The organism is Hymenobacter agri, assembly GCF_054778495.1.
In genome coordinates this window covers 1-24,412 of the sequence record NZ_BAAGZM010000010.1, presented here as the reverse complement: position 1 = coordinate 24,412, position 24,412 = coordinate 1, and the positions used below count along the sequence as shown (strand labels likewise).

Below are 24,412 nucleotides of genomic sequence, written 5' to 3'. Positions count from 1 at the left end.
CGAGGCCGTCGTCATTGGCACCAAGCCGGTGGTAGAAGTGCGCCCCGACCGCACGGTGTACAACGCCGACCAGGACGTGACCAACGCCGGCGGCACCGCCGCCGACGTGCTGCGCAAGGCCCCCCTGCTGGCCGTGGACGGCGACGGCAACGTGAAGATGCGCGGCAGCAGCAACTTCAAGGTGCTGGTGAACAACAAGCCCTCGCCCACGCTGGCCAGCAACCTGGCCGAAGCGCTGAAAGGAATTCCGGCCGAGCAGATTAAGTCGGTCGAAATCATTACCACCCCGCCCGCCAAATACGACGGCGAAGGCACGGCCGGCATCATCAACATTGTGCTGAAAAAGGGCGTGGAGCAGGGCGTGAACGGCCGGGTGAGCGGCTCGGCCGGCAACCGCAATTCCAATCTGAACGCCTCGCTCAACTTCAAAACCAAGAAGCTGGGCTTCACCTCGGCGGGCGGCACGGGCGGCTGGTACGGCCCCAGCGCCTTCGACCGCACGCGCTACAACCGGTTCGACGTGGGCGTGTTGCGGCAAAACGGCACCGGCGACTACGGCGGCCGCTGGGGCTACGGCACAGTAGGCCTCGACTACGACCTGAGCGACAAGCAGAGCCTGTCGCTGGCCGCCTCGCTGAACACCTACCGCGGCGACAACCTGAACACGCTGCTGAACGACTACGTGGCCGCCAACGCCGCCGACAACCAGCTCTTTACCCGCCGCACCACCACGCTGTTCAGCGGTTTCAACGGCGAGCTCACGGGTACCTATACCCGCACCTACGCCACCCCTCGCAAGGAGTGGAGCATCGTGGGCCAGTACGCCGAAAACAGCGGCACCTTCGGCTACGATTTCGACCAGTTTGCCAACTCCTACATGGCCCTCGAAACCGGCCAGGCCAGCTACCGCGAGCGCAGCCGCGGCCGCACGCCGGGCACCGAAATCACGTTCCAGACCGACTTCCTTCAGCCCTTCGGTGAGAAGCAGACCCTCGAAACCGGCCTCAAAGCCATCTGGCGCCGCACCGGTTCGGTGGCCGACGTGGACGGCAAGCAGCTGGCCGATGCCGACTTCGTGCGCCTGCCTGGCCGTTCCACCGATTTCGACTACCGCCAGGACGTGCAGGCCACCTACGCCACCTACACCAACAAGCTCAGCAAGAAGCTGAGCCTGAGCCTGGGCGGCCGCCTGGAGCGCACCGCGCTGACGGCCAACTTCCGCACCAACGACACCAGCTTCGTGCGCAGCTACCTCACGCTGCTGCCCAACGGCAACGCCCAGTACGCCTTCAGCGACAACAACAGCGTGCGCCTGGCCTACAGCCGCCGCATCACCCGTCCCTACATCGACTACCTGAACCCCTTCGTGGACCGGTCCGAGCCGCAGAGCATTTCCTTCGGCAACCCCAACCTCGCCCCCGAGCTCACCGACTCCTACGAGCTGAGCTTTAACACCAACGGCAAGGCCGGCTCGCTGAGCATTGCCGCCTCGACGCGGCGTACGGGCAACGCCATCGAGTCGATACGGCTGCCCGCCGAGCAGGCCGGCATCACCAACGCGCTGCCCGGCAGCACGGTGCGCACCTACGCCAACGTGGCCTCCAACGCCTACTACCAGCTCAATTTCTACGGCTCGGCCAAGCCGGCCAAGGGCTGGGACATCAGCGGCGGGCCCGATATCCAATACATCGTGCGCCGCAGCCCGGCGCTGGGCATCACGCGCAGCGGCTTTGCGGCCAGCATCAACCTGAACACCTCCTACAAGCTGCCCAAGGATTTTACCCTGCAGGGCTTCATGTTCGGCGGGCTGCCCTCGCCCGATTTGCAGGGCACGGGCGGGGCCAACCTCTACTACCAGCTGGGCGCCAAGAAAACCTTCCTCAAAGGCAAGGCCGACGCGGTGCTGAACTTCGGCTCGCCCTTCAACAACCGGTGGCGCTACCGCAGCACCACCGACACGCCCGCCTTCAGCGAAGTTACCAACAGCTACAGCTACCAGCGCAGCTTCCGGTTCTCGCTCAGCTACCGCTTCGGCCAGGCCCAGCAAACCAAGCAGCGCAAGTCCGTGTCGAACGACGACGTGAAGGGCGGCGGCAGCAAGCAGGGCGGACAATAAGCCGCCTTGCTTCAGTTCAGCCCGAAGCTGCCATCGGCAAAGCGAATGGGATGGCAGCGACCGGATAAAGCAAAAAATCCCCAGCCCGGATGGCTGGGGATTTTTGCGTTCGGGTTTGCTGGCGCAGGTATGGCAACAGCCGTTAGCGCATGTTCCGATGCACTTCGCGTAGTTCGCGATGGGCTTCCTTGCGCGCCGTTTTCAGGTAAAATTTGAGTTGCTGGCGGCGGGCCAGCGGAATAGCCCGCTCGTCGGCCAGCGTAGCCGTCGATTCGGCATCGTCGGCGTTGAGGGTCAGGCGTTCGTCGGCATAGCCGGCAAACGATACAATAGCCTGTAGCGTGCGGGTACCCACCGGCACCACAAACTGGAATTCACCTTCCGAATTTGTGACGGCCATTTGCTTGCTGCCTACCAGCGTAACCACCGCGCCGGGCAGGGGGCCATCGGGGTTGGCAATGCGGCCACCAATAATCATGGTTGGTTCGGAAGGGGGCGTGTAGGTGGCCACGGAGTGCGCGGCATTGCTGGCCAGCAGCGTCTGAGCATTGGCGGCCGAAGAAGTTGCCACCGCGCAGGCCGTAGCGATAAAAAGCAGAGTAGTACGCATCGTAATTGCAGCTATAAGGAGTGATACAAAGTGCTGCAGATGTCGCGGTGCAGCCAGATTAGCAAGCGGGTGAGCGCCTAACCAACCGGTTTTGACGCGTAGCAGGGGGAATAGAAAAGCAGCCGTGCCAGCAGAAGGCCGGTTGCCGGATAAGGGCGAAAAACCCCTGGCCAAATGATACCAGGGGTTTTTTCGGGAGTGTGTGCGTTGCAGAAAAAGAGGTGGGAAGTGTGATTTGCAGAAAAAGGTGAAGGTTGCGATGCAGAAAAAAGGTGGGAAGCGTGTGTCAGGGCAATTGATTACTTGATAATGTGCGGGCGCAACAGGTACACTGAGCCTAGCGCCTGCACGGCGGGCAGGCGTAGCGTTTCGTCCTGCAGGCCAGCGTAGCCGCAGGTAAGCTCGATGATGGCCGCATCAGCGGGAACGCGCAGCTCAAATTCGCCTTCGGCGTTGGTTACTACCATGGTGCGCGAGCCCCGCAGCCACACGGTAGCCCCCGGTAGCGCGCCCTGCTTGCCCTGCACTACGCCGTGTACCGTTTTGTAGACCGGGGCTTTAGGGCTTTCCTCGGGGTCGTGCCCGGCGGCTTCTGTATTCGGTTGGGCTAAATGGCTGAATGCCATCTGAGCATGACCCGGCAACACGGAAAAAAGCAGCCCGATGGCAGCAACAACGGCGGAGATACGGCGGAAGGGCATATCTGTTTGCACTAATTAAATTATTTATTGAACGATGCAAACATACGCCCGCATTGAACTCAATGCAAATTTTTTTCAAAAAAAATTTACTTTTATTCTGGGATTAAAACAATAATAGCAGTAAAATATGAAATAATACAAGGTATAAATGCCTTTATCGAAGGCGTGTGCGGATTTTAAGTAGGATTAAAAAAAATATATTCGATTAGTCATCGGGTGGCACCAATGTGGGCTGGCCATAGGCCGCAGGCGTTGCAAGTCGGGGAGCGTCGCTGAAATAGTAGGTAGGCTGCGCTCGTGGCAGGCTGGCGGCCGCCATAAAAAAGGCCCGCCTCCAATCGGAGCCGGACCTTTTGCTACTGTTCGATTGCTGGCCATCAGGCCGGCTGCTGGCTGGGTTGTGCGGCCGGTGTTTCGGGCTGGCGGCCCCAGCCGGTGCTGCAACGGCTGCGCATTTGCTGCCGGAACTTTTCGCGCGCCTCGGGGCTGAGGTGCTCGAGGCGGCCGGCCATGCGCTGCTGCCACTCGCGGCGCTTGCGGGCCCAGCCCGCCCGGCCCCCGCCCCGAAAACCACCAAACAGAATGCGGCTGAGCAGCAGCAGACCGAAGGTTTGGCCAAGGGTAATAGTTGGCAGGCGGAACAGGGCTGGCATCAGCCAGTTCCACAGCGCTTGGGTAACAAAGCCGGCAACAGTAATGAGGAGGGCTGCGAAGAATAAGAATCGAAGGCCACGCAGAAGCCAGAATTTACGGTCCATAAGAAGGAGGATAAGCTGAGGTGAGAAGGCGGAAAAAGCAGGCGGAAACCAGGGCCGGCAGCTGCGAGAGATAGGCGAATGGAAATGCCGCGCTGCCGGGCCGCCATGCATTGGTGTCCGTTTCGGGCCGACACTTGCGCCCCTTCATCAATCGGTGAAAAGTTCGGTGTAGAGCGTTTGCAGGCGTTTGCGCAGGTGCAGCACGGCGTAGTGCTTGCGCGAGATGAGCGTTTTGAGCGGGACACCGGTTTCTTCTTCCATTTCGCGGAAGGTTTTGTCTTCCAGCTCGTGCCACACAAACACTTCGCGCTGGGCCGCCGGCAGCTCGGCCAGCGCATCGGTCAGGGCTTCCATCAGGGTTTCGCGCAGCAGGCGGTTTTCGGGCGAGTCGTCGGGGGCGGGCAGCAGGTCGGCCAGCAGCAGGCCCTCGCCGTCGTCGTTGGCTTCGGCGGCCCCAAACGCGGCTTCGAGGCTCACGGGGCGCTTGCGGCGGTAAAGGTCGGTGATGCGGTTGCGGGCCACCCGAAACAGCCAGGCCGCCGCCTGTTCCACGGGCTTGAGCAGCCGGTAGCTTTCGACGAGCTCGGCGAAGACGTCCTGCAGCAGGTCTTCGGCCTCGGCTTCGTCGGGAATGCGGCGCCGAATGAACTGCAGCAGCCGGGGCCGCTGCTGGCGCACGGCTTCGGCAATCTGGCGGTCTTGCTGCGAAGCCGTCATCGGTGCGAGGGGGGAGGGGAGCGAAAGAGTCATGGCATTCATTCTGGGTAAGCAGACGCTGCCGCTCCGAAATTACTTTAGCCGGAGTAGAAGAATGATGCGATGAATGCTACCGATGTGCTCGCGCGCATAAATCAGGTTGCGTGTAACTCGCATGAAGCCCGCGCCCGTACCTTTGGCCCGGGCTGAGCCCAATTGTTAGGTTTTTCCACTCACCATTTTTTCCACAACCCCCAAATGAAATATTTTTATCGATTTGGATTGTTCCTGGCCTTGCTGGTTCAGGTGCTGTTGCGGCCTGCAGCGGCAGTTGCGGCCCCCTTCACGCCGGGCAACATCGTTGTTGCCCGCGTGGGCGACGGCTCGGCCGCGTTGAGTTCCAACTCGACGGCTGTATTCCTAGATGAGTATACGCCCGCCGGGGTACTCGTTCAGTCGGTGGCAATGCCCACCGCTGTGAGCGGCAATAACCGCGCCTTTTCGGTTAGCGGCACCTCGACCGCCGAACTGGCACTAGCCCGCACCGCCAATGGCCGTGCGCTGGTGCTCGCGGGCTACGGAGCAGTGCCTGGTGTCACCGGCATTGCCACTTCGGCAGCCACCGACTACGCCCGCGTAATCGGCCTGATTGGTGCCGACGGCTCGATAAACACGGCTACCAGCCTCGGCTCGGCCTTTAGCGGCGGCTCTCCCCGTTCGGCGGCTTCGGCCGATGGAACCGGCTTTTACGCTACCGGAACCGGTACCCCGGCCGGGGTGCAGTACGTTCCCGTAAACGGCTTCACGCCGACGCAGCTCACCACCGCCTCCGTTACCAGCCGGGTGCTGAACATTGCCGGCGGCAACCTCTACCTGTCTACCACGACCAGCACGTACAACCGCATCAGCCAGATTGGCACCGGGCTGCCCACCACAGCCGGACAGTCGGTAACGGGCTTGCCCGGTTTTAATGCCACTGGCCCCAACAACAGCCCGTACGGCTACTACTTTGCCGATTTGAGCACGGCGGTGGCCGGCGTCGACGTGGCGTATGTAGCCGACGATGCAGGCGCCGCGGGCGGCATCCAGAAATGGAGCCTGGTAAACGGTAGCTGGACGTTCAACGGCGTGATTGCCAGCTCGGCAACGGCGCAGGTGCGCGGCCTCGATGGCAATACCAATGGCACGACGGTTTCGCTGGTGGCTACCAGCCCGAGCGGCATATTCGTGTTGAGCGATGCTACTGGCTACAATGTTGCCCCCACGCTCACCAGCCTGCCGACGGCCATTGCCACCAGTGCCACCAATACCGCCTTCCGGGGCGTGGCGTTTGCACCGGCTACGCCGGCTCCGACCATTGCCAGCTTCACGCCCACCAGTGGCCTGGCCGACGGCTCGGTGACGGTGACTGTGACCGGTACTGACTTTACGGGCGCCACGGCCGTAACGCTGAACGGGGTGGCCATTACGGGCTTCACGGTCGTGAACGCCACTACCATCACCTTCGTGGTGCCTGCTGGTGCTACCAGCGGCCCCATTGCCGTAACCACGCCCAATGGCACGGCCACCAGCTCGGTTTCCTTCACCGTAACGCTGCCTGCGCCCACCATTACCAGCCTGGCGCCAAGCACGGCGGTAGCCGGTGGCGCTGCATTCACGCTGACGGTGAACGGCACGGGCTTCATAAGCGGCTCGGTCGTAAACTTCAACGGCACGGCGCTGACCACGACGTTCGTGTCGGCTACGCAGGTCACGGCGGCCGTACCGGCTTCGGCTATCGCCGCTGCGGGTACCTACAACGTGACGGTTGCCAATCCTTCGGCTAGCCAGGGCGGTACTTCTGCCGCAGCTACGTTCACCGTAACTGCCCCGCCGGCTCCCACCATCACCGGCTTCACGCCCGCCCGGGCCATTACCGGCGTGGGCTTTACGCTAACGGTTAACGGCACGAACCTGACGGCCGGTACCACGGTCAACTTCAACGGCGCTTCGTACACCGGCACGGTGTTGGGCACCTCGGGCACGGGCTACACCGTGACGATTCCGGCCAGTGGCGTACCTGCCGTAGGTACCTACCCCATCACGGTAACCAATGCCGGCGGCACGTCGGCCGCGCTGTCGTTCCTGGTGGTGGCCCCGGCTACTACCACGGCGTTCGAAGATTTCGAGCAGGGCACGAAAACGGCCTACGCCGCCGGTACTGTGACGCTGCGCAGCGGCGACTGGACTTTCACGGATGCGCTGCTGGGTAACCAGTTCAACGACAAAGTGAACCAGATTCAGGGCGCGCGCATCCGCGGTGGCTCGATTGCGATGAACTTCGACAAGCCCAACGGGGCCGGGGTGATTACGCTGAGCGCCGCCATGTATGGCAGCGATGTGGCTACCTCGTTTGTGCTGGAAATCTCGACCGATGGCGGCACGACCTACACCACGGTGGCCGGTGCGCCCGCTACCCTCACCACAACGCTCACTCCCTATAGCTTCACGGTGAACCAGGGCGGCAACGTACGCCTGCGCATCAAGAACACCAACACGACTTCGGGCTCGGGCTCGCGCATCAACGTCGACGACATCTCGATTACCAACTACACGGCTCCGGCTGCGCCCACTATCACCAGCTTCACGCCTACCACGGGCGGCCCCGGCACTACAGTAACGGTAACGGGCACGAACCTGACGGGCGCTACGGTAGTGAAAATTGGCAGCTTCACGGCGACCAATTTCACGGTTGTCAACGCCACGACCATCACCTTCGTGGTGCCCAGCGGTACGGGCAGCGTGAACGGTTTCATTTCGGTAACGACGCCGGGTGGCACGGCTACCAGCGCCACGCCCTTCAACGTGGTGTCGGCTGCGCTGGCAGCTCAGGCACTGCCGGGCCTGACGGTATTCCCGAACCCGGCTACCGACCGCCTGACGGTGGAGTTGCCCTCGGCCGCTCCGGCCACGGTCGCCCTGCGCGACCTGACCGGCCGCCTGGTGCTGGCTCCCGCTCCGCTGGCCGCCGACCACGTGCTGCGTCTGCCAGCCTCGCTCGCCAGCGGTATTTACCTGCTTGAGGTGCGCCAGGGCAACGAAGTAGCCATCCGTCGCATCGAAAAGAACTAGCCTGCAACGCTCGTTCAGTAGTGAAAAGCCCCGTCCGGTATTCCGGGCGGGGCTTTTTGTTGAATGGGAGGGTAGGGCATAGGCCATTGGAAGTGGCGTAGGAAGCCGCTACTATCGCGGCAACTGCACGAGCAGGCGCGTGACGGGCTGGGAAGAAACCGCAGCTACCGTGCGAATACGTGACAGATGATGGCGCGGCAGCTGCGCGCTGCATCGTGAATGTATCGCGGCAGGCAAGTCCTGCGGCAGCCCTCGGCCGGCGGTATGTCAGTAGTACAAGCAGCAGACAACGGCGCCCGGCGGGACTTGATTCGTGCTGCTCAGCCGCAATTCCAGCAATGGGGCTTTCCGTCCGCGCTTGCCCGCACTTCAGATGCTGTGTTATGTATGTAATATGTTGAATGATAATAAACTATATTAAATAAGGGCTGTTAATTCGATACAATGACCCTCTCGCTTCGGCTGCTTGTAGCTGGGGATTAAACCAAAATGCCAACCTCGTGGATATACTGCCATACCACACGGCGGCTTTTGCTGAAAAGCATGCAGTCATCGGTAAGCGACTGGTTCTGTAATCATTGAGGGTGAGGAAACTGGGGAGTTGACCGGTTGGTCATCGTCCGAACTCATGTCGGCCACAAGACATCGGTAAGCCGACGAGGCCACCACGGGCATCAGCTTTGGCTTGCGCAGGCCAACGTATAGACCTGTAATCAGTGAAGCAGAGTGGTGCTGGCGCTGGTCGGCAGCAGTAGCTGGTGCCGGTTACGAATGGGTGAAAGCAGCGCCCGTAGGATGGTAGATTGGTTGTTAAGCGTAACAGTGCATGTGCCGCGGGGGCGCGGGCTGCTACACGTCCGGCGGCTGGCGGGCTGAGGGCGCTGCCACACGCCAGCTCCCGATGGCGACGCGGCTGGTGCCACGCTGGGCCACCCGAAGATGCCGCAACGAAAAAGCCCCGGCTGCATGCGCAGCCGGGGCTTTCCGGAAGGGTATGGGCGGTGATTATTGCACCGATACCTTGGTAGTAAGCTTCACACCATCGGCCGTGGTCCAGGTAGCGAAGTACATTCCGCTGGCCAAGGGCTGAGCTGGCTGCACGGTAACTTCGGCAGTGCCGGCGGCAATGGTTTGGATGAATACCACGCGACCTACGTTGTCAACCACGCGCACCGTGCCGGTGGCAGGGGCCAGGTTGGCAGCAGCGAGTTGGAAACCCTTGTCCGTAGCCGGGTTGGGGTAAGCCACGAGGCTCGGCACGCCGGTTTTTCCTTCGAAGCGCACCGCAGCCACGTTCGAGTAGGCAACGGTACCATCTTTGTCAACCTGCCGCAGGCGGTAGTAGCTCGTGCCACCCAGGGGCGCGTTGTCGAGCATACCGTATTCATGACGGCTGGTGCTGTTGCCCAAGGCTTCCACGCGGCGGAGTTCGTTGAACGAACGGCCATCGGCCGAGCGCTCCACCATAAAGTAGGCGCTGTTCTTTTCCGATGCCGTAGCCCAGGCCACCTGCACGGCCGAACCCTGGCGGGTAGCCGAGAAGCTGATGAGCGATACGGGCAGCGGCGCCGAGCCAGTCAGCGGGTTATCCACGCGGTTGGTCGAGGCCAGAGCGAAGAACGTGTTGCCGTTGATGGCCGTTTGGTTGGAAGCCGAAATCGTGTAGCCGCGGGGAGCATCGGGTGAGTACACGCCGGCACCGCCAGCCGTCGACCACGTCGTGCTGGGGCCAATCGGGCCCGTCGTCTTGGCCACGCGCAGGTTGCCCGGCACGTTCACCTGCTCGTCAATCACGTCGGTGTTGAAGCTAAGCTGAATGGTCGGGTTCGTCATCGTGCCCGACAGGGTCTGGATGCGGTAGTAGCGGTTGGCCGAGAGGTTGTCCAGGGTCGCATCAACCGAGCCAGAGGGGGCGCTGTTGATGATTTCCACCAGTACCGTTGCATTCGACGAGCCACCTACGTTCTTAATCGTTACCGGACGGTAGCGCTGGCCGGCGCCCACCGGGAACACGCGGCTGTTGCCGGCCGCATCGGGCATGGCCATGGCCAGGCGGCCTACCACGTACGACGTGAGGGTGTTGCCCACAATCGGCTGCGTGCTGCTGTTGTCGAGGTACAGCACGTTGCCCGTGTTGTTGCCGGTGTAGATGTAGCTGTTCTGAATGGTCATCAGACGGCCCACGTGGATATTGGTAGCCGGCCCGAAGGTCAGGTTGCTGGTACCCAGTTTCTGCAGGTCGTAGAAATAGGTATTGCCGTTGATGAAGCGGTTGATATCGGTAATGAACTGCACCAAGCTGGTGCCCGGGCTGAAACTGCCCTGGTTGGTGAAGTTAGCCCGGAATACCACGTTCGAGTTAGCCGCATCGAAGCTGCCGCCCGACTGGTTCAGGAAATCGCCGGTCACGTGCATGATGTTGTTGGTCGTAGCAGCGTAGGTACCCACGTTGGTGAAGTTGCCGCCCGTATCTACCGCGCCGTTGCTGGCCGTGAAGGTGCCCGCAGCGGTGATGTTCGTATTGCCGTTCACGGTCAGGTTACCCGTAGCCGCGTTGTAGGTGCCGTCGTTGTTGAAATCCTTGCCGACCAGCGTATTACCTGCGCCGGCATTGTAGGTGCCTGCGTTGTTGAAGGAAGTGCCGGCCTGCACCAGGCCGGCGCCCTGGTTGATGCGGCCCGCGCCGAGCGTGGCCAGCGTGGTGCCGGTGCTCACCGTGCCGGCGCCCAGGTTCAGGGTGCCGGTGGTGCCAACCGTGAGCGACGAAGCGGTGTTCAGGTTGCCATCATACAGGTTGAAAGTACCGTTGATGAGGGCGCCACTCGTTGCCGAAGTCAGCGTCAGGTTCTGGTTGCTGGGGTTGTCTACCTGCGTGCTAGCCGCTACGTTCAGCGCGCCGTTAATGGTCAGGTCGAGGTTCGACAGCAGCTTGGCCGTGCCGCCCGAGAGGGTCAGGTTGTTGTACGTGTTGCGGGCCGGCAACTGCACGGCCCCGGTGAATTCCACAGTGCCCGTGCTGGGCGCCACGAAGTTGGCATAGTTACCGGCCGGGAACAGGGCCGAACCAATTTGAAGGATACCCGTGCCGCTCACCGTGTTGAAGTTGTTGGCCGCATACGTGTTCAGGTTCAGCGTGCCGTCAAGCTGCAGCGTGGCAGCGCCGAGGCCCGGACCGGTAGAATACACGTAGTGACCCGGCAAAATGGCGACGGGGTTGGCCAGCGTCGGGGCCACCGTGGGCAGGGGCGAAGAGTCGCTGCCGTTGGCGTTGAACGTCCAAGCAGCCGCCGTGTTCCAGGCAGCACCAGCCGGCAGGCCGGCCGTAGCCGTGCGGCTGTAGAACACCGGCACCTTGCCAAACTCCGAGGTTTCGCCTCCGGTGTAGTCGCCGTCGATTTGGTTGGTGCTCAGGGTCAGCAGGGTGTGGGCGTTGGCGTCAACCGTGCTCGACGCGATGCCGTTCAGCGGGTTCCAGGCTCCGGCCAAGAAGCGGCCCAGCTTGTAGTTAGCTTCGGTGCCCGTCACGTCGCCGGCAATGTAGCTGAACTGCTTGTCGGTCGTAGGCGAGCCCAAGCCGGTGCTGCTAATCTTCCAGTAGTACTTCAGCTCCTTGTTGGCGGGGTCGGTGGTGGAGGGGTGCACCCGGTCAACGGGCTGCACGGTGATGGTGCCCGCGGCCGAGTTGGACGTCAGGTTAATCTGCACCGGGGTGTATTTACCCGGGGCCCCCACCGGGAAGCCGAAGTTCGAAGGGCCGCTGGCGTAGGTTTTGCGCACGCCTTGGTCGGCTACGATGCCATTGGTCTGGATGTAGCGGGTGGTGCTGAAAGCGCCGGCCACTGCATTGCCCGCCGGGTTGCTGAACCACAGCAGGTTTGAGCCGATGTTGAAAATGCCGTTGTTGAGCGTCAGCGCACCCGTCACTTCCTGGTTGGTCGTCGTGGTGGCGCCGGCGCCGTTATTCAGCACCAGGTTGCCGAAGCGACCGAGGCCATTACCGCCCACCTTTTGGTTGGTGGTGCCGGCCAGGGTGATGCTGCCCGCGCCGCTGCTGGTATGCGTGGCCGAGTTCAGCACGTCGCCGAGGGCCGTCAGGATATAGCCGTTGTCGTTCAGGGTACCCTTGGTCAGCGTCAGCGTGCCCACGGTACGAGCGGCACCGTTGAGCTGGAGCTGGCCATTGGTCTGCGGCGTGTTCAGCACCAGTGCGCCGAATACCGTCTGGTTGCTGCCAGTACCCGTGAGCTGCTGCGTTGCCACGCCGCCCAAGAAGGTCGTCGTCTGGTCGGCCGTGATGGGCTGGAAGCCACCCGCGTTCAGCGCCGTGCTGGTCGAAGAGTTGCTGTTGAGGAGGTTCTGGTAGATGTTCAGCGGCAAGCCGTTCGCATTGAAGAACGAGTTGTCGTTGCCGATGGTCAGCGAGCCTTTCAGCGTCAGGGGCAGCACGCCGGTGTGCAGGCCGGTGTTGGTATTGGTGTTGTTGGCGCCGGTTTCAACGCGCAGGTCGTAGAGGGGCACCGTCGAGTCGACGCTGACCGTCACGTTGCCCACACCCGCTGCCGCGTTGCCCAGCACCACCGTACCGCCGGTTACCACCGTCGAGTCGGGCGCCAGATACAGGTCGCCCGCAATCGTGGGCCGGCCGTTCGAGCGGTGCAGGCTCAGGGTGCCCCCGCTCATGCGGAAGATGCTACCCGGGCCTTGCACCTCGAACAGGCCGCGCTCGTTATTCTGAGCCGCCGTGGCGCCCAGGCCGTCTACATCAATGGTACCGCCACTCTGGTCGAAGCGCAGCGAGCCGTCGAGGTTATTCACCGTGCGGCGAATCTGGCCGTTCACGTAGAGCTTGCCGGTCGTCACCTTCAGCGTCGGGGCCCCGGCGCTGGCGTATTCCAGGTCGCTGCCGCCGGTGCTGGTGGCAAGGCCCACGTTCATGTTGCCTTGCAGCACGCGCATCTCGCCGGCCAAGCGCAGGTCCGAAGCTGCCGTGGTGCCCGTGGCCACCGTTACAGTAGCAGTCGGGGCGTCTACGGTCAGGCCGGCATTGTCGGTGATGAGGTAGGGCGACTCGGCGTTGTGTACGGTGAGTGTACCGCTGGCTTTCGCGAAGCGCAGCGTGCCGTTGGTCAGCGTCAGCCAGCCCGATGTGGGAGTGGTCAGCGTACCGGCCACGTCCACGTTCAGCGTGGCCGTGCGGCCGGTGCCTTTGTTCAGCGTCAGGGTTTTCAGGTCGGTGAAGGCCGAGCCGTTCGTACCGGTCAGGTTGGTCGTCGTGCTGCTTGTGAAGGTCAGATTGGCGGTGCTGGTCATGTTAAAGTCCAGCGTGCCGTTGTTGGTGATGGAACCGGCTACCGTCACGTTGTTGGTTACCGCCGCGCCGCCACCGCTCAGGTCGAAGCTGCTGCCAGTGCCCACCTGCACATCCCCATTGAAGGCAAGCGTACGGGCCGTGCCGTTGGCCGTGCGCAGCTTGCCGTTTATCACATTCAGCAGCGCGCCTACCTGCAGGTTGCCGGCGGTGCCACCGCTGATGGTCGACGTGCCGGTGAAGGAGCCGCTGGTGCCGTGCACCAGCTGGCCGTAAATCTGCAGGTCCAGGTTCGGCAGCAGCATTTCGCCGTTCGATACCGGATTCAGCGTCAGGTTCTGGTAAGAATTCAGGTTCAGCGATGAAGCCGAAGAGGTCGGAATCGAGAAGGTGTAAGCGTTCGAGGAAGTGGTGCCGTAGTATTCAACCGTGCCACCACCCGCTTGCAGGAACGAGCCGAAGTCACCGCTCGGGAAAACAGGGGTTGCAAAGTAGTTCGGCCCCGATTTCACTACCGGCGCCGTGATGCGCAGCGTGCCCGACCCACCGGGCTTGGAGTCCGGCAAAGCGCCGAAGTTGTGGCCGGTGAAACCCTGCAGGTCCAGGATGCCGCCGCTGGCAATTTCCAGCGAGCCCGAAACGGCGTTAGCAGCCGTTACCGTTACCGTGCGGCCCGATTCAATAAATACCGGGTTGCCCGCACCGGGCTTTACCGAAGCCGCAGCGCCGTTAAATCCAGCCGTGCTCCAGGTACCGGCAGTTTCCCAGTTGCCGGTAGCGCGGGTGTAGTAAGCCGTTACTGGGCCGAAGGAAGCAGTCGTACCCGCCGTGAACTCGCCGGGGAAGTTGTCGAGGTTGTCAAAAGCAATGGTCGATACCGTACCGCCCACCGTGATAGCGCCGGCCGAGTACGTATTCCAGGCAATCGGAATGTAGCGGCCGGGTACGTAGCCAGACAACGTGGTCGGGGTTGCGAGCGAGTTGGTAGCCTGGAACGATTCGTATACCGAGCCTGCGGGAATAGGCCCGAAGCCGGTGCTACGCACTTTCCAGTAGTAGTTCAGGTTGTTCGTGCCCGCCACGAAGGGATTGCGCGATTTTACCGGGCTCACGCTCACCTGGCCGAACTTATCGAGCGGCGCGCCAGTAGCGAGTTGCAGCGTAATGGTGGCCGGCGCGTAAATCGCCCCCGTGCCCACGCCCGTGCCTACCGGGAATACGAACGTGTCGCCTTTGCCATAAGTCTTCTGCAGACCCAGGTCGCTCTGGTTGCCGGCCGTCTGAATGAAGTACGTTTTGCCGAAGTTCAGGCCCGGGCCAGTAACAAGGGCCGCCCCGGCACCCGAGCTGATTACGTTGGTCAGCGACAGGCGATTGGTGCCAATTGCCAGAATATTCTCATTCACCATCGTGAGGGTGCTGGCCACGCTCATGTTGGCACTGAACGTAACGCCTACCGCGCCCGCTGCCGCTGTGTTGCTGATTTTCAGGTTGCCGAATACGCCGGTGCCGTCGCCGCTCACCGTTTGGCCGGCGGCGCCGTTGAGGGTGATGTTGCCGCTGCCGCCACCGCTGGTGTGCGACGCCGAGTTCACCATGTTGCCCGTCACGTAAATGATTTTGCCGCCGTCGTTGAGCACGCCTTGCAGCAGCGAAAGCGTTGCGCCCGAGGGCACCGTGTAGGTAGCCGTGCTGCCCGCCAGTTGCAGGGTGCCGGCGGCCTTGTTCACCGTCCAGTTTCTAAAAATGCTGCTGCCCGCGGTCGCGCCGATGTCGCCGTTGTTCACCAGCTGCTGGTCTTTGGTACCGCTGAAGATGGTCGTGTTGGTGCCCGTGAGATACGTGCAGCCCGACCCAATCGTGAAGGTGCCCTGAATGGTCAGGTCGAGGCTATTGGCGTCGAAGGTGGTCGCTACCGTCGGGTCGAGGGTAAAGTCGTTCTGCACCGTCAGCGGCTGGGCCGCGGTGGTGGCATTGGCTGCAAAGTTTGCATCAAACGGCATCGTTTGGTTGATGGCCTTGCTCGTGCCAGCCCCTGCTTTTTTAACAATCAGGTTCCAGAGCGGTGCCGTCGAGAGAATACGGGCCGGGTCGGCCGAAGCCGGCAGCATGATTTCGACCGTACCGCCCGTTACAATGGCGTTGTTGGGGTTCACGCCAATGTGGAACATGCCGTCGGCCTTAGTCGGGCCGGGCACGTTCTGCACGTGAATGGTGCCGCCCGTCATGCGGAAGCCCTGCGTAACGTAGGGCACGCTGAACCGGGCAAATTTGTCATCAACGGAAGTACCGGTGGTGCCGGTGCAGTAAAAATCACCGCCCGTAATGATGAAGGAGCCGCGGTGGTTGGCCGAGGTGCGCGACGGCCGGAACTTGTTCACTTTCGTCGTGCCACCTTCAATCAGTACCTGGCCATCTTCGCGCACTACCATGCCGCCGTCGTAGTTGTCGGTGAACTGGCCCGCGCTGATGCGGTACGTGCCATATACCGCAATCAGCGGCATGTTGTCGCTTACCACAGTGGCACCGGCAATCCACAGAGTCGGGCTGGTAGCCGAGGAACCCAGTGAAAAGCCGTTATTCAAATCGTTGCTGATTTTGGCCAGGTACACGTTATTGCCGAGCTTGGTAACGCCGTTAACCAGTTGCAGCATATCCACGGCACCGCTGTGGTTGAGGCGCAGGTTGCCTTGCGCGCCGCCGCTCACGCTCACCGTCGAAGTCACATTCAGCGTCACTTGGCTGTCGATGCCTTTGTCAACCCGCAGCATGTCGAGGTCGGTCGCGCCGTTGCAGGCAAAATTGGCGTTGCTGGCCCCGGTAAAGGTGAGCAACGCAGCTTGCGTGTCGGCCCCGTTGCGCAGGTTTATAGTGCCGTTGTTCACCAAGCTGCCCGTTACGCTGATATTGTGGTTGCCGGCTACTGCCGTCACCCCCAGCGTCGTGCCGGTTCCAATCGTTACATCGCCCTGCACGTTGAGCGTGCGGTTGGTGCTGGCCGTGCCGCCGATGTTGAGCGTCAGCGCAGCATTGGTGCGCGTTGTGCTCAGGCTGCCGGTCAGTGTCAGGTCGTTGTTCAGTTGCACGGTGTAAGCCGTACCCGTCGTGTTGAGCAGGCGCAGGTTGCAGAACTGGTTCGAGGCCGGCTGCGGCAAGTTCGTCGGGCCGACGGGCCAGTTGTAGAACTCCACCGTGCCGGTATTGGCATCGTCGAAATTGTTCGTAGTTACCGCCGGAAAGTACGGCGCGCCAATGCGCAGCGTACCCTGGCCCGACAAGCTGTTCAGCGTGCCAAACGTTGCCGCTGCCGACTGCAGGTCGAGCACCCCGCCCCGCTGAATGGTGAGGTCGAGGCCGGTGGTAGAAACCGCGCTGCTCACATACACCACGAAGCTGTTGGTAACGACTACGGCATCGCCAGTGGTTGGCACCCGCGGATTGACGCTGGTTGAGCCCGTGGGGTCGGTGGTCCAGATATTTGCATCGGTCCAGTTGCCGCTAGTGCCGCCGCCATTGAACGTATACAAGGTACCGCCCATGGCAATCGTACTCCAGAAAATGGATAATAATCCAAGTAGGAATGCTTTCATGTACAAGAAGGGTTAGTGGGAAATAGAATTAAAAATGAAGTGTCTTTGCTACGAGAATGTTGTTATAGTTCTACGAAATACGAAGTTTGCGAAATTAGTTCGGTATAAAAACACATTCCTGACTTAGGTTGAATAAAGGCTGGATTATCTTTATTCAGGTTAGTGCAGGCATTGATTAGTGCAAAAAATGATGCTGTTTTATTGAATTTGATTTTTGGATAAAATCAATATATTTTTTAAGCTGCTATTTCCCGGCCCCAAGCTTCTGCACACTTCGATGCCACGGCAAACCCCCTGAGTAGGCCATAGCCCATCAGGATACTTTCCCAACCAAGGGTTTTCGGGTACCTTTGCCGGCCGGCCGGCTGCACATTGCTCATTGGCCGGCCCCGCCCGTATGGACCAAACCGTTTCCCAGACCATTCCCGACGTTATTCGGACCGTTCCGCTGCAGTACTACGTTTTCTTCGCCTCGGCCCTGTTTGCCATCGGCGTAACGGGCGTGCTGGTGCGGCGCAACGCCATCATTATCTTCATGTGCGTCGAGCTGATGCTCAACGCCGTGAATATTCTGCTGACGGCCTTTTCGGCCTACCGGGCCGACCCCAACGGACAGGTGTTCGTGTTCTTTATCATGGCCGTGGCCGCCGCCGAAGTATCGGTGGGCCTGGGCATCATCGTCATGATTTACCGCAACTTCCAGACCACCGACGTCAACCTGCTCAGTAGGTTGAAGTGGTAGGGGCGGGGCTTGTCTCCGTCCGGCGTTCGCGCCGTTATTTTCCTGATTTCATCGTTCCGCTAGCCGGGCGGGGACAAGTCCCGCCCCTACGACATGCAAGAAACTGTTCTCCCCGTGGCCAACGCGCCGTATTCGACGCTGCTTTACGTCCTGATTCCGCTGCTGCCCTTCCTGGGCTTCCTGCTGAACGGGCTGCTGAACCGCAAACTTTCCGGCACCGTGGCCGGCCTCATCGGCAGCGCCACCGTGCTGGGCTCGTTCCTGATTTCAGTAATGTTGTTCTGGGAGTTTCTGCATCCGGCGGCTGGCTTCGCTCTGCCCGGCACCGGCACGCACGTAGCCTACACCGTGCAGCTGTTCGACTGGATTTCGGTGGGCTCGCTCCAGATTCCGTTCCAGTACCAGATTGACCAGCTCAGCCTGATAATGCTGCTGCTCGTGACGGGCGTGGGCTTCCTCATCCACGTCTACAGCATCGGATACATGCACCACGACGAAAACGTGGGCAAGTTCTTCAGCTTCCTGAACCTGTTCATCTTCAGCATGCTGCTGCTCGTGATGGGCGCCAACTTCGTCATCCTGTTCATCGGCTGGGAAGGCGTGGGCTTGTGCTCCTACCTGCTCATCGGCTTCTGGAACAAGAACACCAGCTACAACAACGCCGCCAAGAAAGCCTTCATCATCAACCGCATCGGTGACTTGGGCTTCCTTCTCGGCATCTTCCTGATTTACCTCACCTTCAACTCGGTGCAGTACGCCGAGGTGTTCCAGAAGGCCTCGCTGGGCCAGTTTGGCCTGATGGGCGTGGGTGTTTGCACCTACATCACGCTGCTGCTGTTTGTGGGCGCCATGGGCAAGTCGGCCCAGCTGCCGCTCTACACCTGGCTGCCCGACGCCATGGCCGGCCCCACGCCGGTGTCGGCCCTCATCCACGCTGCCACTATGGTGACGGCCGGTATCTACATGGTGCTGCGCTCCAACGTACTGTTCACGCTCGCACCCCACACGCTGGAGGTGGTGGCCATTGTGGGCGCGGCCACGGCCTTGTTCGCTGCCACCATTGGCCTGGCGCAGAACGACATCAAGAAAGTGCTGGCCTACTCCACCGTGTCGCAGCTGGGCTACATGTTCCTGGCGCTGGGCGTAATGGGCTACTCCACCTCGCTGTTCCACGTGCTCACCCACGCCTTCTTCAAGGCGCTGATGTTCCTCGGGGCCGGCTCGGTGATTCACGCCATGAGCAACGAGCAGGACCTGCGCCGCATGGGCGGCCTGCGCAAGGCGCTGCCCATTACGTTCCTCACCTTCCTCATCGGCTGCCTGGCCATTTCGGGCATCCCGCCGTTCTCGGGCTTCTTCTCGAAAGATGAAATTCTGGCGCACGCCTACGAGCACAATAAAGTGCTGTGGGCCATGGGCTTGCTCACGGCCTTCCTCACGGCCTTCTACATGTTCCGCCTGCTGTTCCTGGCCTTCTTCGGCGAGTTCCGCGGTACCGAGGAGCAGAAGCACCACCTGCACGAGTCACCGGCTTCGATGACGTTTCCGCTCATCATTCTGGCCGTGCTGGCCGCTGTGGGCGGCTTCATGGGTGCGCCAATGTTCACAGGCGGGCACCACTACCTGGCCGAGTACCTGGCCCCGATTTTCACCTATTCGCAGCGCCTGATGCCGGAAGCTTTCTCGGCCGAACTCGACCACGGCACCGAACTGATGCTCATGGGCCTGTCGGTAGCTGCCGGCGTGCTGGGTATCATTCTGGCCTACGTCATGTACGTGGCTCGTGCCACGCGCCCGGCTGAGGATGAAGCCCAGCGCTCGGCTCCCGAGAGCCTGGTATACCACAAGTATTACATCGACGAGCTGTACGATACGCTGTTTACCCGCCCGGTAATGTGGCTGTCGTCGGGCCTGTACAAGTTTGTCGAAAATGGCGTTATCAACCCCGTAACCGGCCTGTTTGGCCGGGCCGTGAACGGCGGCGGCGCGCTGCTGCGCTACGTGCAGACCGGAGCCGTCGAAACCTACCTCATCCTGATGGTTATCGGCATTGTGCTGATTCTGGGGCTGAATTTCGGCCGCCTGTAGGCTGCAACTGAAGGCTGATTTTTGAAGGCCGTCTGCGCTAGCAGGCGGCCTTTTTTTGTGCGTTTTGGTGGAGCGCAGCTGCAATCCGAATGCAAATTCAATCGGGAATAATTAGATGAAATTTTGATGAGAATCAACAGCTAATTAGGTGGTTAGGGGCCCTACGGTAGGGTTGTGAATATGTTGCGGTATTAATGTAATAAACTGACTTCCAGTGAATAAGAATTGATATACAACTTTTTCGAAAAGCAGGGGTATAGCAACGCATTCGCTGAGGCCTTAGCGCCGAAAGCTTTTCACGCACCTATTCTTATTCACCTCACACTATGGCCTTAAAACCTCAACTCCTTCGTGGGCTTGCGTTGGGCACCGTTATGCTTGGCATGGCGGCTCCGCACGCTAAAGCCCAGACCCCCGACCGTAAAACCGCGCTGAGTGCTAACATCGGCTTACTCCAGTACCGCGGCAACATGGGCACCGACTTCTGGAACCGCTCCGGTGTGGACTTGGAAGTGGGCGGTGGCGGCGCCATCACCCGGTACCTTTCGCCCTCCTTCGACCTGGGCCTGCTCGGTTACTATGAAACCTACAAGTTCAGCAGCCAGGTTCGCGCCGGCGACAATTTCGAGTCGCGCACCGGTATGGTAGACCTGGGCCTGAAGCTCAAGCTGAACAACGGGAAGATTCTGAAGGAGGAGTCGTTTATTCAGCCCTACCTGATGGGTGGCGGCGGCATGTTTCTGGCTAATAGCCAAGGCGTGGCTAACGGCGCCAGCTACTTTAACCAGATTCGCCGTCCCGAGCTGTTTGGCATGGCTGGCCTGCGCTTCCGCCTCAGCGAGGCAGTATCGCTGGACCTGACCACCAGCCAGCACTACCCCCTTACCGAGCGCGTGGATAACCTCTACGGTAGCCCCAGCGACAAGCTCTACGACCGTTTCCTGCTGCACCAGGCTGGTATCACGGTGGCGTTGGGCAAGATGAAGGACGAGGACAAAGACGGCGTGTCGGACAAGAAGGACAAGTGCCCCGGCACCCCGGCCGGCGTAGCAGTTGACCCCAACGGCTGCCCGCTCGACAAGGACGGCGACGGTGTGCCCGACTATCAGGATAAGTGCCCCGACGTGAAAGGCGTGGCCGCCCTGCAAGGCTGCCCCGACCGCGACGGCGACGGCGTAACCGATGCCGACGACGCCTGCCCCGACACCCCCGGCAAGGCCGAGCTGAAAGGCTGCCCCGACTCGGATAACGACGGTGTAATCGACCAGAACGACAAGTGCCCCGGCACCCCCGCCGGCGTGCAGGTAGATGCTAACGGCTGCCCGCTCGACCGCGACGGTGACGGTGTGCCCGACTACCAGGACCGCTGCCCCAACCGCCCCGGCCCGGCCAGCAACAAAGGCTGCCCCGAGATTAAGGCCGAAACCAAGAAGCGCCTGCAGGAGGCCACGAAGTATATCAACTTCGAGTTCAACAAGGCCGTGCTGCTCCCCAGCTCGTACCCGACCCTGAAGGACCTGGCCGCCATCATGGCCGAGTACCCCGACTACACCATGAGCATTGCCGGCCACACCGATAGCAAAGGTGCCGACGACTATAACCTGCGCCTGTCGTATGACCGTGCCGCTTCGGCCCGCACGTACATGCTGAGCCAGGGTGTTCCGGCCGAGCGCATCGAGTCGCGTGGCTACGGCGAAACCAAGCCGATTGCCGACAACGCTACCAAAGCCGGCCAGGCCCTGAACCGCCGCGTAGAATTCGACCTCTACCTCACCGGCGAGCCCAACTCGGCCGAAGTGAAGTACGGCCCGGCACCCACCATCACGGAGCTGCAGAAGACCCCCGAAGGCCGCCCCACCGCTGGCAAGGTACCCGTGAAAAAGGCTCCCGCCAAGAAGGCTCCGGCCAAAAAGGCCCCGATGAAGCGCAAGTAATTTGCCCAACGGTAAGCGCTGAAAGAAAAAGCCCGCTCGATGAGAGCGGGCTTTTTTGTGTTTGTTAATGAAGTGATTGACGCTATTGGCCTGCTGCCCAGGCAACCGTTGCCGCGGTTTTACCTTCTTGCGCGCATGCTGAAAAAACTCCTTTCCCTCGTTGCTTTGGCGGGCCTATTGCAACCAGTCCACGCCCAGGATTCCACCCTCACGCGCCTGCTGCGCACCAATGCCTACCCGCTCACCGCCGCCGGCTCGCAGCTGGCGGGCACGGGCTGGGATAAAATCAGGGCCAGCATAGCCCAAAGCCAGTTTGTGCTAGTGGGCGAAGACCACGGCATGGCCCAGATTCCGCAGTTCACGCAAGCCGTGGCGCGCGAGTTGCAGCCAGCGGCTTTTATCACCGAAATCGACCGCTACCAGGCTGCCAATCTCACGCGCCTGACAGCAAGCCCGGGCCAGCCCACCGTCTACCTGAAGGCCACACCGGGCTCGCTCTCGTTTTTCAGTTGGGGCGAGGAATACGAGCTGGCCCAGCAGCTGCGGGCGCAGAAAACCCAGCTGATTGGCATCGAGCAAGTGGGGATTTTCACGCTGGGCCGCTTTTATGAGGAATTGGCGGGAAAGGTGAAAAGCAAGAGCACCCGGGCCTGGCTGCAGCGCGAAGGCGCCGCGTACCAGCGGCACGACAACGCACAGTTTCGCAGCGGCGGGCACGGCTACAGCATCCTGAGCCAGCGCCCCTCGGCCATCGACAGCCTGGAACTGCTGACGAAAGCCGAGAGCCCGGAGGCCCGCCGCATGGCGCAGGAATACGTGTTCAGCTACCGCATCTACAAAAACCAGGTGAAAGGCTTTGGTAGCCACCAAGCCCGCATCAACCTGATGAAGCGCAACCTACTGGAGGCCCTGCGGCCGCTGGCGCCGCAGCCGGGCCAGCCGCTGCCCAAGCTGCTGTTCAAGTTCGGGGCCAGCCACATGGCGCGGGCCATCAGCCCTTGGGCCGGCATTACCGACGTGGGCAACCTGGCCCAGAACCTGGCCGACGCGCAGGATGCTAAGTCGCTGCATCTGCTGGTAATGGCCAAGCAGGGCACGCAGGTGGGCGGCTTCAACCCCGACGAGCCAGGTAAAAACGTGGTGCCCTTCGACATGTCGAAGGAAGCGTACATGAAGCCCTTTACCGACTTGGCTACCGGCTCGGCCTGGCAGGTATTCGACCTGCGCCCGGCCCGCCGGGCGCTGCTCAATGGCAAGCTGGTGGTAGCCGACCCGACCCTGCTGGGTTTCCTGTTGGGCTACGACTACTTCGTGGTCATTCCAACGGCCACGGCTAGCCGCAGCTAGGAGTGATAGTTTGAAAACCAGAACGTCATACTGAGCTTGTTGAAGCATCTCGCGTGCAGTAGTAAATGAATTACTTGTGCGGTAGAGATGCTTCGGCTGCGCTCAGCATGACGTTCTGTTTAGCATTCTAAACTACTTCACCGCGTACGTCACGGCCAGATAATACAGCCCGCCCACGCTGGGGCCGCCGAGGTAGCTCACGTAGTATTGATTGAGCACATTGCTGGCCCCGAGCTTGAGGCGCAGGTTGGGCGTGGGCACGGCGTAGCTTAGCTGGGCATCGAGGGTGTGATAGGCGGGCACGTTGCCATTCACTAGGAAGGTTTGGGAGTAGTAGCCCTGCTGCCAGCGGTAGTTGAGGCCGAAACCGACGTTGCGCCAGGCGTTTTCGTTGCCCAGGCTCAGGTTGTAGGCCCAGCGTGGGGTGTTGAAGCCGTCTTCGAGGCCGTCGCCGTTGTCGGTGCGGGCTAGGCGGGTGTAGGTGGCATTGGCCCCGGCGAGGTAGCCGCGGGCCAACTCGTAGCGCAGGCCGGCCGAGCCGCCGTAGTTCTGCACCTGGCTTTGCGAGTTGGTCCAGAGGCGGTAGCGGGCCTGGGTAGGGCTGGGACTGGTGAGGGTGGTGTTGTTGAGGGCCGTGGCCACGGCGTTCAGGGGGGCATCGGGCGGCAGGGGCGGGCCGCCGCCGCTTTGCACGGGCACGTAGGCCTCGACTTGGGCGATGAAGTCGCGGTAGGAGTTATAGTAGAAATCGAGGTCGACCAGTAGTCGGCCGCCGGGGCCGAAGGTGGCTTTGTAGCCCGCTTCGAGCGAGCGGATGTACTCGGGACGCAGGTAGGTGTATGGGTTTTTCACCAGCAAACCTTGGTTGGCCGCGATGGCCTGGGCGCGCGTTTGGGCCGGGCTGCCGTTGATGCCGGCCGTCACGGCCGCGTTGAAGCGGTCGATGCTGCTGCGCAGGTAGCTGTTCTCAAACACCCCGTCGCTCATTACCCGCAGCCCGCCGATGCGCTTCACCTGCCCGCTGTTCACGTTCGAAAAGCCCTCGAACAAACTCGGGAACCGGTAGCCGCTCTGGTAGCTGAAGCGGAAATTCTGGCGCGGCGTGGGCGAGAGCACGGCCGTGAAGCGCGGGTTAAATTTCAGGTCGAAGTAGTCGTTCTTGTCGGCCCGCAGGGTGGCGGTGAGGCGCAGCTTTTCGCCGAAAAACCGGCCGCCGGCCTGCACGAAACCGCCGGTTTTAGAGTAGGTGAGGTTGTCGCGCAGCGGGTCCTTGCCGGGATTGGGGTTGATGAAGTAGTTGCCGTCGGGCTGCACGATGTAGGTGCGATGGTCGGCCCCGACCAGCAGGTCGAGGGTGGCGGGCAGGGCAGTGCCGCCGCGCGGCAGGGCTTCGGCCAGGTTCAGCTGGGCC

At 61.5% G+C, this 24,412-nt stretch carries 12 protein-coding genes; 6 read left to right on the top strand and 6 right to left on the bottom strand.

Annotation, left to right across the window (positions count from 1 at the left end; all coding sequences use genetic code 11):
- Nucleotides 1-2,116, top strand: a 2,116-nt coding sequence (locus ACYVDE_RS01445; RefSeq protein ID WP_460499698.1) for a TonB-dependent receptor domain-containing protein, incomplete at its 5' end; no start/stop codon positions are given.
- A 142-nt stretch (nt 2,117-2,258) separates the two neighbouring features.
- On the opposite strand, the gene ACYVDE_RS01440 is transcribed toward ACYVDE_RS01445, so the two are convergent.
- The 4 genes from ACYVDE_RS01440 to ACYVDE_RS01425 form a co-directional block, all read right to left on the bottom strand.
- Entirely contained in the window at nt 2,259-2,726 is a 468-nt protein-coding gene (locus ACYVDE_RS01440) for a peptidase associated/transthyretin-like domain-containing protein (RefSeq protein WP_460499697.1), read from the bottom strand.
- A 299-nt stretch (nt 2,727-3,025) separates the two neighbouring features.
- Nucleotides 3,026-3,352, bottom strand: a complete 327-nt coding sequence (locus ACYVDE_RS01435; RefSeq protein ID WP_460499696.1) for a peptidase associated/transthyretin-like domain-containing protein — start codon at nt 3,350-3,352, stop codon at nt 3,026-3,028.
- Between the two features lie 452 nt (nt 3,353-3,804).
- Nucleotides 3,805-4,080: a hypothetical protein gene (locus ACYVDE_RS01430; protein WP_460499695.1), complete on the bottom strand. Its 276-nt coding sequence runs from the start codon at nt 4,078-4,080 to the stop codon at nt 3,805-3,807.
- A gap of 252 nt (nt 4,081-4,332) precedes the next feature.
- Entirely contained in the window at nt 4,333-4,902 is a 570-nt protein-coding gene (locus tag ACYVDE_RS01425) for an RNA polymerase sigma factor (RefSeq protein WP_460499694.1), read from the bottom strand.
- Between the two features lie 237 nt (nt 4,903-5,139).
- Here ACYVDE_RS01425 and ACYVDE_RS01420 point away from each other — a divergent pair, with 237 nt between their 5' ends.
- Complete coding sequence (locus tag ACYVDE_RS01420) at nt 5,140-7,992, top strand: IPT/TIG domain-containing protein (protein WP_460499692.1); 2,853 nt, start codon at nt 5,140-5,142, stop codon at nt 7,990-7,992.
- Nucleotides 7,993-8,997: 1,005 nt separating this feature from the next.
- Here the strand turns inward: ACYVDE_RS01420 and ACYVDE_RS01415 are convergent.
- A complete protein-coding gene (locus tag ACYVDE_RS01415) occupies nt 8,998-16,890 on the bottom strand; it encodes a hypothetical protein (protein ID WP_460499691.1) in 7,893 nt (2,630 codons plus the stop codon).
- A gap of 397 nt (nt 16,891-17,287) precedes the next feature.
- Here ACYVDE_RS01415 and nuoK point away from each other — a divergent pair, with 397 nt between their 5' ends.
- The 4 genes from nuoK (at nt 17,288) to ACYVDE_RS01395 (ending at nt 23,001) form a co-directional block, all read left to right on the top strand.
- Entirely contained in the window at nt 17,288-17,632 is a 345-nt protein-coding gene (gene nuoK, locus ACYVDE_RS01410; protein WP_460499690.1) for an NADH-quinone oxidoreductase subunit NuoK, read from the top strand.
- A 93-nt stretch (nt 17,633-17,725) separates the two neighbouring features.
- Nucleotides 17,726-19,720 carry an NADH-quinone oxidoreductase subunit L gene (nuoL, locus tag ACYVDE_RS01405; RefSeq protein ID WP_460499689.1) on the top strand — a complete coding sequence of 665 codons (1,995 nt, stop codon included), beginning with the start codon at nt 17,726-17,728 and terminating at the stop codon, nt 19,718-19,720.
- Nucleotides 19,721-20,103: 383 nt separating this feature from the next.
- Nucleotides 20,104-21,654, top strand: a complete 1,551-nt coding sequence (locus ACYVDE_RS01400) for an OmpA family protein (protein ID WP_460499688.1) — start codon at nt 20,104-20,106, stop codon at nt 21,652-21,654.
- A gap of 135 nt (nt 21,655-21,789) precedes the next feature.
- Nucleotides 21,790-23,001, top strand: a complete 1,212-nt coding sequence (locus ACYVDE_RS01395; RefSeq protein WP_460499687.1) for a hypothetical protein — start codon at nt 21,790-21,792, stop codon at nt 22,999-23,001.
- Nucleotides 23,002-23,133: 132 nt separating this feature from the next.
- Here ACYVDE_RS01395 and ACYVDE_RS01390 read toward each other — a convergent pair.
- The coding region (locus ACYVDE_RS01390) for a TonB-dependent receptor domain-containing protein (protein WP_460499686.1) at nt 23,134-24,412 on the bottom strand (1,279 nt) is incomplete at its 5' end.

What these genes read in the sequence shown, in the direction of transcription:
- ACYVDE_RS01440 (WP_460499697.1), bottom strand. Translation starts at nt 2,726, where the DNA reads ATGCGTACTACTCTGCTTTTTATCGCTACGGCCTGCGCGGTGGCAACT.
- ACYVDE_RS01435 (WP_460499696.1), bottom strand. Translation starts at nt 3,352, where the DNA reads ATGGCATTCAGCCATTTAGCCCAACCGAATACAGAAGCCGCCGGGCAC.
- ACYVDE_RS01430 (WP_460499695.1), bottom strand. Translation starts at nt 4,080, where the DNA reads ATGCCAGCCCTGTTCCGCCTGCCAACTATTACCCTTGGCCAAACCTTC.
- ACYVDE_RS01425 (WP_460499694.1), bottom strand. Translation starts at nt 4,902, where the DNA reads ATGACGGCTTCGCAGCAAGACCGCCAGATTGCCGAAGCCGTGCGCCAG.
- ACYVDE_RS01420 (WP_460499692.1), top strand. Translation starts at nt 5,140, where the DNA reads ATGAAATATTTTTATCGATTTGGATTGTTCCTGGCCTTGCTGGTTCAG.
- ACYVDE_RS01415 (WP_460499691.1), bottom strand. Translation starts at nt 16,890, where the DNA reads ATGAAAGCATTCCTACTTGGATTATTATCCATTTTCTGGAGTACGATT.
- nuoK (WP_460499690.1), top strand. Translation starts at nt 17,288, where the DNA reads ATGGACCAAACCGTTTCCCAGACCATTCCCGACGTTATTCGGACCGTT.
- nuoL (WP_460499689.1), top strand. Translation starts at nt 17,726, where the DNA reads ATGCAAGAAACTGTTCTCCCCGTGGCCAACGCGCCGTATTCGACGCTG.
- ACYVDE_RS01400 (WP_460499688.1), top strand. Translation starts at nt 20,104, where the DNA reads ATGGCGGCTCCGCACGCTAAAGCCCAGACCCCCGACCGTAAAACCGCG.
- ACYVDE_RS01395 (WP_460499687.1), top strand. Translation starts at nt 21,790, where the DNA reads ATGCTGAAAAAACTCCTTTCCCTCGTTGCTTTGGCGGGCCTATTGCAA.